Raw genomic sequence first — 13,127 nt, 5'->3', positions numbered from 1 at the left:
CTGCCCGGCTCGGCTAGAAGAAGGTGCGGACGTAGTCGGTGACCGTGCCGTCGGCCTCGACGACCGGGATCAGCGGCCACTTCTCGAAGATCGTGCACGGGTGGGACATCCCGAGCGCCACCCAGTCCCCGACCTGTACGTCCTGTTCGGAGTCGGTCTCCAGCCAGGCGTGCTGGTCGGACAGCTTGACCACGCGGACCCCGGTGGCCGGGCGCTCCTCGCCGGTCAGCGCGTCGCGCACCAGCTCGGCCTCGGGCAGGCCGAGGTCGTAGGCGATGTCGCGCTTGCCGGCGTTGACGAAGGCCTGCGTGGGGGAGGGGCGGGAGACGACCTGCGTCCAGAGCCGGAAGGCGGGGCGCAGACCGCCCTCCTCCGGGACCCGGTTGAAGGGGGTGAGGCGGGTGTACCAGCCGTGGTCGTGGGAGACGTACGCCCCCGAGCGCAGCAGCTTGAGCACGGGCCGGGAGAGCTCCGGGAGCTCGGCGAACACGTCGGCGACGGCGTCGAACCAGGCGGAGCCGCCGGCGCTGACGACGATCTCGTCGAGATCGGCGGCGAACCGCCCGGCCCGGTCGAACTCGACGGCGAGCGCGGTCATCCGGCGCAGGTACGCGTGTACGGACTCCGGGTCGGCGCCGGGGACCTCGGCCTCGTACCCGGCGATGCCGACCAGGCGCAGGGTCGCAGCCCCGGCCACGGCGTCGGCGACGGCCCGGCAGTCCTCGTCGGTGCGCGCGCCGGTGCGGGCGCCCTCGCCGGCCCCGAGTTCGACGACGACGTCGACGACCTGGGGCTGCCCTCGCAGGGCCCGGTCCATCAGCTGGACCCCGCGCACCGAGTCCACGTAGCAGACGAAACGGAAGCCGGGGTCGGCGGCGAGCTCGGCGGCCACCCAGCGCAGCGCCGCCGGGTCGACGAGCTCGTTGGCGAGGAAGATCCGCCGGATCCCGAAGGCGCGGTAGACGCGGGCCTGGTGGGGGACGGCGGCGGTGATGCCCCAGGCGCCGTGCTCCAGCTGGCGCTCGAAGAGCTGCGGGGCCATGCAGGTCTTGCCGTGGGGCGCGAAGGCGAGGCCGTGGCGGGCGGCGTACGCGCCGAGGGCGGTGAGGTTGTGCTCCAGCGCCTCGGCGTCGAGGGTCAGTACGGGGGTGGTGAACCCGCCGCCGTACAGGTCCCGCTTCTCGGCGGCCAGCTGCCCGACGGTGAGGCCCGCCCGCTGGGCGTCGGGCGGCAGCCCCTTGAACCGGTGGTCGAGCGGTTCGTCGGCGAGCCGTCGGACTGCGTCGCTGCCCATGCGGATTCCTCCTCGCGTTGCATGCTCTGCAACGCCCGTTGCGTGTTGTGCCGCTTGCTGTCTAGCATCCTGCGTACGAGGGGTCAACGGGCGGCCACGCGCACGGGTTCCGAACGGCGACGGCGGCAGGGAAGGGCACGGCGTGAGCCAGTCGGTGGAGCGGGCGCTGCGGATCCTGCCGCTGCTCGCGCGGGGTCCGGCGGGGCTCGGCGAGGTCGCCGAGGAGCTCGGCGTCCACAAGAGCACCGCCCTGCGGCTCCTGCGCACCCTGCACGAGCACGGCTTCGTCTACCGCCAGCAGAACGACGGCCGGTACCGCCTGGGCGCCCAGCTCATCGCGCTCGCCGCCGAGGCCGTGGAGAACCTCGACGTCCGCGCCGTCGCCCACCCCCACCTGGTCGAGCTCAACCGCCTCACCGGCCACACCGTGCACCTGGCCCTCCACCAGGACGACGAGGTCGTCTACATCGACAAGGTGGAGAGCCGCTACCCCGTCCGCATGTACTCCCGCATCGGCCGGCCCGTCCCCCTCACCGTCGCCGCCGTCGCCAAACTGCTGCTCGCCGACCTCCCCGAAGCCGAGCGGCGGGCCCTCGCCGAGCGCATCGAATACCCCCGCCACACCGCCCGCTCCACCCCCGACGCGGAGGCCTTCCTGCGCGAGCTGTCCCTCGTACGGGAACAGGGCTGGGCCACTGACCTCGGCGGCCACGAGGAGTCGGTCAACTGCCTCGGCGCGCCCGTGCGCGGGCCGGACGGGCGGGCCGTCGCGGCCCTGTCCGTCTCGGCGCCCAGCGTCGTCGTCACCGCCGGGGAACTGCTCGAACTGCTCCCCCTGGTCCGGCGCACCGCAGACACCATCAGCCGGGAGTACTCCGGCTCCCCGCACGCCCCACACCACGACGAGGACACCCCGTGACCGAGAAGACCGCCATCACCCCCGAGACCCACACCACCCCGCCGGCCCGCTTCTCGCACGGCGTGCGCAAGGGGAACATCCTCCAGGTCGCCGGCCAGGTCGGCTTCCTCCCGCACGTGGACGGCCAGGCGCCCACGCCCGCCGGCCCGACCCTGCGCGAGCAGACCCTCCAGACGCTGGAGAACGTCCGCTCCGTACTGGAGGCCGGCGGCGCGGGCTGGGACGACGTGATGATGATCCGCGTCTACCTGACCGACACCGGTCACTTCGCCGAGATGAACGAGCTCTACAACGCCTACTTCGAGCAGCAGGGCCTGAAGGAGGCCCCGGCCGCCCGCACCACGGTCTACGTGGGCCTGCCCGCCGGCCTGCTCATCGAGATCGACGCCCTCGCCGTCCTCGGATGAGGCCGTAGGCACGGCGAGGGGCGCCCCCCTGGCGGTGGGGCGCCCCGATCCGGTCCCGGATCACGTGCAGTACTGCGCCTGCTTGCCGATCGAGCGGTACATGCAGTCCGCGTTCTCCAGCAGCTGCAGCACGGCGTCGCGGTTGCGCGACGTCTCGCGCTCGATCACCTCGTCGGGCGGGTAGAAGCCGCCCCCGCTGCCCGACTCGGACGGGTACATCTCGAAGGTGTACGTGAAGATCTTCTGGTTGCCCCACAGCCAGTCGTCGATCGTCCCGTCCGTGATGTACAGGTCGCTCGACTGCTCCGGCGTGTAGCCGTTGCTGCGGGCCATGCTCGTGCCGATGGTCTTGTACACGGCCAGGTCGTCCGCGGTCAGGCCCGGCGCCGTGTCGTTGTACGTCCACCCGAACGGCCACAGCACCAGCTGGCTGTACGTGTGGAAGTCGATCGAGGCGGTGATCTGCTGCTTGCCGCCGATCACGCGGCTGCGCACGAAGTCCGCGACCACCTTCACCTCGGGGGACGACTCGCCGGCCGCGCCGCGGTAGGTCTCGGAGCTCTTGCTGCTGCTGGAGCCGCCGCAGCAGCCCCACTTGTAGTCCCAGTTGCGGTTCAGGTCGGTGCCGACGTACGAGGAGCCGGCGTTCGGCTGCCGGTTCTTGCGCCAGGAGCGGTACGAGCCGGTCGCGATGTCGTACTCGCCGCCGTCCGGGTTGAGGTCCGGCACCATCCAGATCTCGCGGCCGTTGACCATGTCGGTGATCCGCGAGTCGGTGCCGTACTTGGAGCCGAACTCCTTGAGCAGGTAGAGCGCCATCTCGACGGTCAGGTGCTCGCGGGCGTGCTGGTGGTGCGTGAAGAGCACCTCGGGCTCGTTCTCGTCGGTCGCGACGTTGTCACTGATCTTGATGGCGACGATGTCCCGGCCCTGGTACGACTTCCCGATCACCTTCTTGCTCATGATCGAGGGGTACTGCGCGATGCGCTGGTCGATCTCCGCGTTGGCCTCGGCGTAGTTGTGGTACATCGAGTCCTTGGACGGGAAGTCCATCGGGGTCGCCGCGACCCCCCGCTCGGAGCGGTCGGGGGGCCCGGGCAGCGCGGTCAGCTTGTAGCCCAGCGCCCGCAGCTCCTTGGCCTGCATGGGGTCGGCGCTGACGACGACCGAGCGGGCGTCGACCTCGTCGATCGAGACGCCCGTACGGAGCAGGGCCGTTCGTTCGGCCGCCGTGGCCGGGCCCTTGACCTCGTACTGGGCGATCGCCTCGTCCTGGGTGGCCGTCGAGGGGGTGGGGGGCGGTGCCGCCGTCGCGCTCATGCCGTAGGCGGGCGCGCCGAGCGCGAGAGCGAGCAGGGCCGCCGTGACGGCGGCCCTGCGTCGTGTGTGGAGCCGCATGCGTTCTCCTGGGTGGGAGTGTGGGGTAGCCGTGCGGACGCGCACAGCGTGCTCTTATGGCATGTCCCGGTCAAGAACTGCAAACCGGCCACATTTCCGGGACGGCCACCCCCACACGTACCGCCTAGGGCAGGGCGTGAACCTTCGGACCCACCGAGTTGGACCAAGCGCCACCCGCCTTGGCGTCCCAGTTGGTCGACCAGGTCATCGCGCCGCGCAGCCCCGGGTAGGTCTTCGACGGCTTGAAGGACCCGCAGTTCGTGCCCCTGGCCAGGCAGTCCAGCGCGTTGTTCACGATGGTCGGGGAGACGTACCCGCTGCCCGCGCCGCTCGGCGAGGCCGGTACGCCGATGCCCACCTGCGAGGGGTCGAGCCCGCCCTCCAGCTGGATGCAGGCCAGTGCGGTGAGGAAGTCCACCGAGCCCTGCGAGTAGACCTTGCCGTCGCAGCCGAGCATCGAGCCGCTGTTGTAGTACTGCATGTTGACGACGGTCAGGATGTCCTTGATGTTCAGGGCCGTCTTGAAGTAGCCGCCCCCCGTCGACTGCATGTCGATGGTCTGCGGGGCCATCGTGATGACGAGCGAGGAGCCCGCCTTGGCGGACAGGGAGCGCAGCGCCTGCGTCATGTAGGTCGGGTTGAGGCCGTTCTCCAGGTCGATGTCGATCCCGCTGAAGCCGTACTCCTGCATCAGGGCGTACGCCGAGTTCGCCAGGTTGTTCGCGGAGGCCGAGTCGTTCACCGAGATGGTGCCCTTCTCGCCGCCGACGGAGAGGATGACGGACTTGCCGGCCGCCTTCTTCGCGGCGACGTCGGCCTTGAACTGCGCGACGGTGTAGCCGCCGAGGCCCGCCGAGTCCAGGTTGAAGGTGATGGCGCCGGGCGTGGCCGTGGCGTCGGCGAAGGAGACCGCGATGATGTCGTACTGGGACGGGACGTCGGAGATCTTCTGGACGGTCGCGCCGTTGTTGAAGTTCTGCCAGTAGCCCGTCAGCGCGTGCCTGGGCACCGAGGGGTTCGGGTCCGGGTTGCCCCCGCCGGTCGTCGTACCGGTCACCGCCGCCGACTTCGGGCCCTCGCCGGCCGCGTTGTAGGCGCTCACCTGGAAGGAGTACGAGGTGGCCGCGGCGAGCCCGGTGAGCTGCGCGGGGGACGCGGTCACGGTCTTGACGCGGACGCCGTCCTGATAGACGTAATAGCCGGTCGCCCCGCTGACCGCGTTCCACGAAAGGGTGAGCCCGTTCGTGCTCTGGCCGGAAACAGCGGTCCCGCCCGGGGCGCCGGGGACGGACGGGCCGGGGTCGGTGCCGCCGCCCCCGTCCGGGCCGAAGACGCTGAAGTCGTCGACGACGTAGGCCGGCTGCCCGTACCAGCCGTGCGTCCACACGGTGACCTGGGTGGTGTTCGGGCCCGTGGTGAAGGTGGTGGAGAGCTGCTGCCAGCCGCCGCCCGAGCCGGGGGTCCAGGTGGACACGTCCTGCGTGCCGGTCCCGGTCACGCCGAGGTAGACGTACGAGCCCTGCACCTGCTCGCTGAGCGTGTACGTCGAGTTCGGCTTGACCGTGACGGTCTGGCTGCACTGCGCGCTGTCCTGGCCCGCCGGAGTGCCCTTGAGGGCGGCTGCCCCGCCGTGGACGGGCGAGGAGACGACGGAGCCGCTCCCCGAGGTGCAGGTCCAGTTGGCAAGGCCGGACTCGAAGCCTCCGTTGCGGACGACGTTGACGTCGGCGGCCTGCGCGGTGCCGGCGGCGAGGGCGGTCAGGCCGCCCGCGGTCAGGGTGGCGGCGCCCAGCAGGGCGAGCGAGCGTATGCGGTTCACGTGGTCTCCGTGGGGGGAGAAGGGGATGTGAAGGGGGAGGTGGAACAGGTGGACGAACGCACCCGGGGCCGTGGGTGGGGGAGGCCCGGAGGGAACGTCGCGGCGTGGGGCCCAAGTTGGTCCAGACCAATCTCCCTGTCAAGACCCTTTGCAATGTGGCTTGAATTGATTGGCCCTCCGATCCCGGATGTCCGGGTTTCCCGCCACCTGTGACCGGGGCCGCCGGTACGGGAATTCCCAAGGCCCTGCCCTGCCAGGGACGACGCGGATATGGTGCTGGGGCAAGGGGGGAAGGGCGCCGATCGTTTGCGGTCGCGCAGGGGTGCGCGTACGCGACGGCGGCGCCGACGTATGGGGCGTACGGGGTGAACAGGGGGATTCGCGTGCCGACCGCCATTGCCGTCACCAGCGCCGATCTGGTGCTGCCGGCCCCCGACCGGCACACACCGCCGGCCGTCGTCCTGCACCCGCCCGGACAGCTCGACCTCGCGGGCGCCCTCGCCGAGACGAGCGCCCTGCTGGAGCGCCACGGCCACCTCGTGGCCCTCGTGCCGCCCTGGCTGCCGACCGCCACCGTCCAGCGGCTGCACACCGTGCGCGCCATCCTGGAGACCGACCGGATCGCCCTCCTCGACATCGACCTGCCGCCGCTGGCCACGGCCCTGCTGGTACGTCAGCTGCGCCAGCTCAGCGTCTGCGACTTCAGCCCCGGGGTCATCGCCTCCGCCGCCCGGTTGCTGTCCCACTACATCCACGCCGGGGCCCTGCTGGGCTCGGTCGCCAAACTGGACCGGGTCCCGGTCGGCCTCAAGGCGCACGCCCGCTCCTGGTCGCCGGGCGCGCAGTTCGCCGTACTGGCCCACCCGACCCCGTACCTGGCCAGGCTGACCGGCTCCGGCGGGGGCGGCGCGCACGCCGGGGGTTCCGCGCTGCCGCCGGGCCCGGCGTACGCCACCCACCTGACCTTCGCGCGCGGCCAGCTCTCCTCCGACTGGGTCGCGGCCGAACTCGCCCCCGCCTGGCGGGTCCAGGGCGTGATGGAGAACCCGCTCCCCGCCGACTCGCCCCTGTGGTGGGCCACGGCGAAGCTGGTCGAGTTCGCCGCCGCCATCCCGGACCCGTCCGTGCTCTACCAGCTGGTCGCCTCCGTCCGCCGTGAGGAGTGCCACTGGTGCGGCCTCGAACTGATCGGCGACCGCTGCGGCTTCTGCGCCGCACCCCTGGCCGCCCCGCCGCCGGCCGGGAGCGGGGAGCGGACGACACCGCCGGCCTTCGCCGGCGTCCCCGGACCTAGACACTGACCGGCTGATCGATCGAAGAACGGCGAGGTAGTACGGCTCATGAACTCACGCCAGCGCCGCGGCGTCATCCTGCTGCTCCTGTCGGTCCTGTGCGCCCTCGCGGCGTTCGGCGGGGTCCTCGTGGTGATCGGCGACGTCAATTCCAAGGTCGGGGCCGAGGTCACCGCCTATCGGGCCAAGGGCGACATCGCGCCGTACAGCCCGCTGTCGGCGGGCCAGTTCGAGGAAGTCTCCATCCCCAAGCGCTGGCTGTCCGACACCGCCGTCACCGACCTCGGACAGCTCAAGGACAAGATCACGCTCACCACCCTGCGCAAGGGCTCCCTGCTCCAGGCGGGCATGTTCGTCGACAAACCGCAGCTCCAGCCCGGGGAGCAGGAGATCGCGATCATGATCGACGCGGCCACCGGCGTGGCCGGCAAGATCTACTCCGGCGCCAAGGTCAACATCATCGCCACTTTCAAGGGCGCCAAGGACACCGAGCCCTCCCGCTCGGTGATCATCGTGGCCAACGCCCGCGTCCTGAACGTCGGCAAGCTCACCGCGCTCGACAAGGACAGCGACAAGAAGGGCCCCGCCGAGGCGGTCCCGATCACCTTCGCCCTGAACACCAAGGACACCCAGCGCGTCGCGTACGCCGAGTCCTTCGCGGAGCACGTACGCCTGGCCCTGGTGGCCCCCGGCACCGACTCCGCGCCCGGCCCGGGCGACCGTACGTACACCCTCGACGGGGACAAGTGAGGCCCGGATGACCACCCGAATCCTCCCCGCGGCCGCCGACCCGGACGCCGCCCGCGCCATCTCCTCCCTCCTCAGCCAGCTCCCGGCCGCCGAGCCGGGCGCCCCGGTCCCCGACTCCACGACCCTGCTCGACACCCTGGGGCGGCTGGCCGCCGAGTCGATCGACGAGCTGCCCGAGGTGGTCCTCGTACACGAGCGGATCGGGCCGGTGCCCGCGCTCGACCTCATCCGCGAGGTCGCGCTGCGCTTCCCGGCGGTGGGCGTGGTGCTGGTCTCCTCGGACGCCGGGCCCGCGGTGTTCTCCGCCGCCATGGACTCGGGCGCGCGGGGTGTGATCGGGCTTCCGCTGGCGTACGAGGAGCTCGCCGCCCGCGTCCAGGCCGCCGCCCAGTGGTCCGCGGGCGTACGCCGCCACCTGGGGCGGGGGGCCGACGTGTTCACCGGGCCCGGCGGCAAGGTGGTCACGGTCACCGGGGCCAAGGGCGGCGTCGGCACCACCTTCACCGCCGTGCAGTTCGCGCTGGCCGCGGCCGCCTCGGGGCGGCGTACCGCCCTGGTCGACATGGACCTCCAGGCCGGCGACGTCGGCTCGTACCTCGACGTGCAGTTCCGGCGCTCGATCGCCGACCTCGCCGGGATCCACGACATCTCCCCGCGCGTGCTCCAGGACGCGGTGTACGAGGACCGCACGGGCCTCGCGCTGCTGCTGGCCCCGGCGGAGGGCGAACGGGGCGAGGAGGTGGACGAGCGCGCCGCCCGGCACGTCGTCGGCGCCCTGCGCGGCCGGTACGAGCTCGTCGTCATCGACTGCGGCTCCCAGGTGACCGGCGCGAACGCGGCCGCCGTGGAGACGGCGGACGTGGCCGTCCTCGTCACCACGCCCGACGTGGTCTGCGTACGGGCGGCCAAGCGGCTGGTGCGGATGTGGGAGCGGCTCCAGGTGCGCAAGGCCGAGGACACCACGATGGTGGTCAACCGCTGGAGCAAGCACACGGAGATCCAGCCCGCCCTGATCGGGCAGATCACCAAGACGCGGGTCACGCGCACCCCGGTCCCGGCCGCCTTCAAGGAGCTCCAGGCGGTGGTGGACGCGGGCCGGGTGCAGGACCTCGACAACCGCTCCACCGTGAAGCAGGCGCTGTGGGCGCTGGCCGGCGAACTCGGCCTGCTGACACCCCCGTCCGAGGGGGAGCCCGAAGCCGCGGCCGCGGGGGCCCCGGGCGCTTCCCTGGCCGTACGGGCCGCGGGCCCGGTGGCGCGGCTGCGCCGCGGCCGGGAGGGCTGACGGATGCCCGCGCGCAGACCCGCCGGGAGGGCCGGGGCCGCCCGTGGCGCCCCTGCCGGGCGGCGGGACCGCGGGCAGGTGGCGGTCGAGTTCGTCGGCATGGTGCCGCTGATCCTGCTGCTCGTGGCGGCGGTGTGGGAGTGCGTACTGATCGGGTACGCGTTCTCCCTGGCGGGCAACGCGGCGGACGAGGCGGCCCGGGTGGGGGCGGTGCACGGCGGCGGGGCGTGTGACGCCGCGGCCCGGCGGCACGTCGGGGGCGCCTGGAGCATGGGCGTGGAGTGCGGGGCGGCGGGCGACGTCTACAAGGCGACCGTAAAGCTCAACCTCCCGGTCTTCTTCCCGGGCCTCGACATCGGCATCCCGATCACGGGCGAGGGCGGCTCCCCGAAGGAAGAGGAGGACTGAGGTGAGACGAGACCGGGACCGGGGCCAAGTGGCCCTGGAGTACATCGGCTTCATCCCGATCCTGCTGTTCGTCGCGCTCTGCGGGATCCAGCTCGGCTGGGTGGGCTACGTCCACCAGCAGGCCGAGACCGCCGCGCGCACCGCCGCCCGGGTGGAGGCCCGCAACCCGGGCGCCGGGTCGGCGGCGGGAACGGCGGCCATCAGTTCGGGCCTCGACGCGACCGTCGACGTGGTGTCGAGCTCCGACGCGGTGACCGCGAAGGTCAGCATCCCGATCAGGTCCATCGTGCCGGGCTTCTCCATCGACCCGGCCACGGCCACGGCCGTCATGCCCAACGACGATCCGGAGGGGTGAGCGCACCATGAGCCTGCGTTCCCGTGTCAACACCCCGGACGACCGGCACAGCCCCCGCGAGGACGGCCGGCTGGTCTCCGCGTACCGGGCGAAGCTGCTGGAGGAGATCGACCTCGCCGAGATGTCGGCGCTCGCGCCCGCCGAGCGCCGCGCCCGGCTGGAGCGCGTACTCGGACACATCATCAGCCGTGAGGGCCCCGTCCTGTCCACCGTCGAGCGGGCGCAGCTGATCCGCCGGGTCGTGGACGAGGCGCTCGGCCTCGGCGTGCTCGAACCGCTCCTCGAAGACGCCTCGATCTCCGAGATCATGGTCAACGGACCGGACCAGATCTTCGTCGAGCGCGCCGGCCGCGTCGAGCAGCTGCCGCTGCGCTTCGCCTCGCACGAGCAGCTGATGCAGACCATCGAGCGCATCGTCTCCACCGTCAACCGGCGGGTGGACGAGGCCAATCCGATGGTCGACGCCCGCCTGCCCAGCGGCGAACGCGTCAACGTGATCATCCCGCCGCTGTCCCTGACCGGCGCCACCCTCACCATCCGCCGCTTCCCGCGCGCGTTCACCCTGCACGAGATGATCGCCCTGGGCTCGCTGGACGAGCAGATGCTCCTGCTGCTGTCCGGGCTGGTCCAGGCGAAGATGAACGTCATCGTCTCCGGGGCCACCGGCACCGGGAAGACCACGCTCCTCAACGCCCTCTCCGGCCTGATCCCGGAGGGCGAACGGATCATCACCATCGAGGACTCGGCCGAGCTCCAGCTCCAGCAGGCGCACGTCATCCGCCTCGAATCCCGCCCGGCGAACGTGGAGGGCAAGGGCCGGATCACCATCCGCGACCTCGTACGCAACTCCCTGCGCATGCGCCCCGACCGCATCATCGTCGGCGAGGTCCGCGGCGGCGAGACCCTCGACATGCTCCAGGCGATGTCCACCGGCCACGACGGCTCCCTGGCCACCGTCCACGCGAACAGCGCCGAGGACGCGCTCATGCGCCTGCAGACCCTCGCCTCGATGTCCGAGGTGGAGGTCCCCTTCGAGGCCCTCCAGGACCAGATCAACAGCGCCGTGAACGTGGTCGTCCAGCTGACCCGCTTCGGCGACGGCTCGCGCCGCCTCACCGAGATCGCCATCCTCGACTCGCACGGCCGTGAACCCTTCCGCATCACCACCGTCTGCCGCTTCGCCGCCCAGCCGATGGGCGCCGACGGCCGCGTGCACGGGTACTTCGAGTACTTCCCGCTGCCGCGCCGGATCGCGGACCGCCTCTACATGAACAACCAGCCGATCCCGCAGGCCTTCGGGGTCGCCATGTCCGACGACCAGCTCGCCACCCGCATCACCCGGACCGTCCTGTGAACCCACTGATCCTCCTCACCCTCGGCACCACCCTGCTGGCCTGCGTCCTCGTGGTCGCGGGCGTCCAGGCGTACGCCGCCGGCCGCGCCCAGCGCGCCGCCCTCATCGAGCGCCTCGCCGCCGACGGCGCACCGGAGCGGTCGGGCCGCCGGCGCCGCTTCCCCGGGGTGGACCGGCGGCTGCGCCGGACCGCGCTCGGCAAGCGGATCGAGACGAAGCTGGCCGTGACCGGCCTGGACCTCACCCCCGGCGAGTTCTTCGTCTACGTGCTGCTGTCGGTGGCCGGGGTGTGGCTGGTCGCGGCCAGCTTCCTGGCCCCGTTCTTCGGCCCGGTCGCCGCCCTGATCGGCCTGTGGGCGGCCGACGCCTTCCTCAACTGGCAGCGGGCCCGGCGCAGCGAGCGGTTCATCAACCAGCTGCCCGAACTCGCCCGCATCCTCGCCAACGCCACCCAGGCCGGGCTGGCCCTGCGTACGGCCATCGCCATAGCGGCGGAGGAGCTGGAGGCACCGGCGGGCGAGGAACTCTCACGCGTGGCCGACCGCCTCGCCGTCGGCCACTCCATCGACGAGGCGCTGGGCGAGATCGCCGAACGGCTGCCCTCGCGCGAGCTCGTCGTCCTGGTCTCCACCCTCGTGCTGTCCGCGCGGGCGGGCGGCGCGATCGTCGGCAGCCTGCGCAACCTGACCGTGACGCTGGAGCAGCGCAAGGAGACGCGGCGCGAGGTCCGCACCCAGCTCTCCCAGGTGACCGTGACGGCCTACCTGGTACCGGCGATCGGACTCGGCTCGCTGCTGCTGGTCAACACGATGATGCCGGGCGCGCTGGACCGGATGACCGGCGCGTTCGTCGGCCAGACGGCCGTGCTGGTGGCGATCGGGCTCTTCACGCTGGGCTTCGTCCTGATCCGCCGGCTCTCCAAGATCGACGTATGAGGGGGCGACGACGCACATGACGGCTCTGCTGCTCGCCGTACTGCTGGGCGCATCGGTCTTCGGCGTGTTCCACGGCATCCGCCTCTACCGCGCCGAGGTCAAACTGCCGAGCGACCTCGCGCTCGCCCTGGAGGTCGGCGCCACCCGGACGACCGCCGTCGGATCGGCCGTCGACCGGCTGGGCATCCGCTGGGCGCCGCTCGTCCTGCGCCTGATGGGCCCGAACCGGGTCGCCCGCAAACGCCGCCAGATCGACCTGGCGGGCAATCCGGCGGGCCTGACCATCGACCGGTACGCGGCGCGCCGCGCGGTGTACGGGTTCCTCGGCGCGCTCGGCGCCTTCTCGATGCTGATCAACGGGCAGCTCGTACCGGCCCTGCTGATGGTCGCGTTCGGTCTGTTCTGGATCGAGGTCGGCCTGTGGTCGGCGATCCGGGTCCGGCGCGACCACATCGAGCGGACGCTGCCGGACTTCCTGGACGTACTCGCGGTCGTGGTCAGCGCGGGGCTCGGCTTCCGGCAGGCGCTGGAGCGGGTGGCGGCCAAGTACGAGGGCCCCTGGTCCGACGAGATCCGGATCACCCTGCAACAGATGGACATGGGCGTCAGCCGCCGCCAGGCCTTCGACGAGCTGCGCCGGCGCAACGACTCCGAGCAGGTCGCGCAGTTCGTGACCGCGCTCCAGCAGGGCGAGGAGCTGGGCTCGCCGATCGTCGACACGCTGATCGCGATCGCCGAGGACATGCGCCGTACGGACGCCCAGAACGCCCGCCGGCGGGCGGCCCGGGCGGTCCCCAAGGCCACCTTCGCGGTGACCATGTTCATGCTGCCCGGGACGCTGATCCTGCTGGTGTGCGGCTTCGTGTACGGCGCGGACGTGGACTTCGGCGCGCTGCTCGGGGGCGGGTGAA

Annotated in this window: 13 protein-coding genes; 10 read left to right on the top strand and 3 right to left on the bottom strand. The window is 71.9% G+C overall.

The window, feature by feature from the left end:
• Positions 1–13 precede the first annotated feature (13 nt).
• A complete protein-coding gene (locus CP980_RS12540) occupies positions 14–1,294 on the bottom strand; it encodes an amino acid deaminase (protein ID WP_150528185.1) in 1,281 nt (426 codons plus the stop codon).
• A gap of 142 nt (positions 1,295–1,436) precedes the next feature.
• Between CP980_RS12540 and CP980_RS12535 the strand changes: the two genes are divergently transcribed.
• Positions 1,437–2,213, top strand: a complete 777-nt coding sequence (locus CP980_RS12535) for an IclR family transcriptional regulator (protein WP_150528184.1) — start codon at positions 1,437–1,439, stop codon at positions 2,211–2,213.
• Positions 2,210–2,620: a RidA family protein gene (locus CP980_RS12530; protein WP_132756355.1), complete on the top strand. Its 411-nt coding sequence runs from the start codon at positions 2,210–2,212 to the stop codon at positions 2,618–2,620. The genes CP980_RS12535 and CP980_RS12530 overlap by 4 nt, the downstream gene beginning before the upstream one ends.
• Before the next feature lie 60 nt (positions 2,621–2,680).
• Here the strand turns inward: CP980_RS12530 and CP980_RS12525 are convergent, their stop codons facing one another.
• Together CP980_RS12525 and CP980_RS12520 are read right to left on the bottom strand one after the other, a co-directional pair.
• Complete coding sequence (locus CP980_RS12525) at positions 2,681–4,018, bottom strand: M14 family metallopeptidase (protein WP_150528183.1); 1,338 nt, start codon at positions 4,016–4,018, stop codon at positions 2,681–2,683.
• 124 nt (positions 4,019–4,142) lie between these two features.
• A complete protein-coding gene (locus CP980_RS12520) occupies positions 4,143–5,837 on the bottom strand; it encodes a chitinase (protein ID WP_150528182.1) in 1,695 nt (564 codons plus the stop codon).
• 383 nt (positions 5,838–6,220) lie between these two features.
• Here CP980_RS12520 and CP980_RS12515 point away from each other — a divergent pair, with 383 nt between their 5' ends.
• Genes CP980_RS12515 through CP980_RS12480 form a run of 8 tightly spaced genes read left to right on the top strand, consistent with a single transcriptional unit; the run spans position 6,221 to position 13,126 of the window.
• Positions 6,221–7,138 carry a hypothetical protein gene (locus CP980_RS12515; protein WP_132756361.1) on the top strand — a complete coding sequence of 306 codons (918 nt, stop codon included), beginning with the start codon at positions 6,221–6,223 and terminating at the stop codon, positions 7,136–7,138.
• A 39-nt stretch (positions 7,139–7,177) separates the two neighbouring features.
• On the top strand, positions 7,178–7,879 hold the full coding sequence (gene cpaB / locus CP980_RS12510) for a Flp pilus assembly protein CpaB (RefSeq protein ID WP_099889739.1): 702 nt from the start codon (positions 7,178–7,180) through the stop codon (positions 7,877–7,879).
• Between the two features lie 7 nt (positions 7,880–7,886).
• The gene (locus CP980_RS12505) at positions 7,887–9,164 is read left to right on the top strand and encodes a CpaE/TadZ family protein (RefSeq protein WP_150528181.1); all 1,278 of its coding nucleotides are present in this window, start codon (positions 7,887–7,889) and stop codon (positions 9,162–9,164) included.
• Between the two features lie 3 nt (positions 9,165–9,167).
• On the top strand, positions 9,168–9,572 hold the full coding sequence (locus CP980_RS12500; protein ID WP_132756365.1) for a TadE/TadG family type IV pilus assembly protein: 405 nt from the start codon (positions 9,168–9,170) through the stop codon (positions 9,570–9,572).
• Between the two features lies 1 nt (position 9,573).
• The gene (locus tag CP980_RS12495) at positions 9,574–9,927 is read left to right on the top strand and encodes a TadE/TadG family type IV pilus assembly protein (protein ID WP_132756367.1); all 354 of its coding nucleotides are present in this window, start codon (positions 9,574–9,576) and stop codon (positions 9,925–9,927) included.
• A 7-nt stretch (positions 9,928–9,934) separates the two neighbouring features.
• Positions 9,935–11,281 (top strand): TadA family conjugal transfer-associated ATPase, encoded by a 1,347-nt coding sequence (locus CP980_RS12490; RefSeq protein WP_132756369.1) that lies wholly within the window; start codon positions 9,935–9,937, stop codon positions 11,279–11,281.
• Positions 11,278–12,216 carry a type II secretion system F family protein gene (locus CP980_RS12485; protein WP_150528180.1) on the top strand — a complete coding sequence of 313 codons (939 nt, stop codon included), beginning with the start codon at positions 11,278–11,280 and terminating at the stop codon, positions 12,214–12,216. Before CP980_RS12490 ends, CP980_RS12485 begins: the two co-directional genes overlap by 4 nt.
• Before the next feature lie 16 nt (positions 12,217–12,232).
• Positions 12,233–13,126 (top strand): DUF5936 domain-containing protein, encoded by an 894-nt coding sequence (locus tag CP980_RS12480; RefSeq protein WP_132756373.1) that lies wholly within the window; start codon positions 12,233–12,235, stop codon positions 13,124–13,126.
• Position 13,127 lies beyond the last annotated feature (1 nt).

It is taken from the genome of Streptomyces vinaceus (assembly GCF_008704935.1).
In the GTDB taxonomy this organism is placed as follows: domain Bacteria; phylum Actinomycetota; class Actinomycetes; order Streptomycetales; family Streptomycetaceae; genus Streptomyces; species Streptomyces vinaceus.
The sequence above is the reverse complement of the archived record's forward strand: the minus strand, read 5'-3'. Positions and strand labels throughout refer to the sequence as shown.

Excerpts from the sequence above, each read along its gene's own strand:
- CP980_RS12480 (WP_132756373.1), top strand. The coding sequence starts at position 12,233 with ATGACGGCTCTGCTGCTCGCCGTACTGCTGGGCGCATCGGTCTTCGGC.
- CP980_RS12500 (WP_132756365.1), top strand. The coding sequence starts at position 9,168 with ATGCCCGCGCGCAGACCCGCCGGGAGGGCCGGGGCCGCCCGTGGCGCC.
- cpaB (WP_099889739.1), top strand. The coding sequence starts at position 7,178 with ATGAACTCACGCCAGCGCCGCGGCGTCATCCTGCTGCTCCTGTCGGTC.
- CP980_RS12505 (WP_150528181.1), top strand. The coding sequence starts at position 7,887 with ATGACCACCCGAATCCTCCCCGCGGCCGCCGACCCGGACGCCGCCCGC.
- CP980_RS12540 (WP_150528185.1), bottom strand. The coding sequence starts at position 1,294 with ATGGGCAGCGACGCAGTCCGACGGCTCGCCGACGAACCGCTCGACCAC.
- CP980_RS12525 (WP_150528183.1), bottom strand. The coding sequence starts at position 4,018 with ATGCGGCTCCACACACGACGCAGGGCCGCCGTCACGGCGGCCCTGCTC.
- CP980_RS12490 (WP_132756369.1), top strand. The coding sequence starts at position 9,935 with ATGAGCCTGCGTTCCCGTGTCAACACCCCGGACGACCGGCACAGCCCC.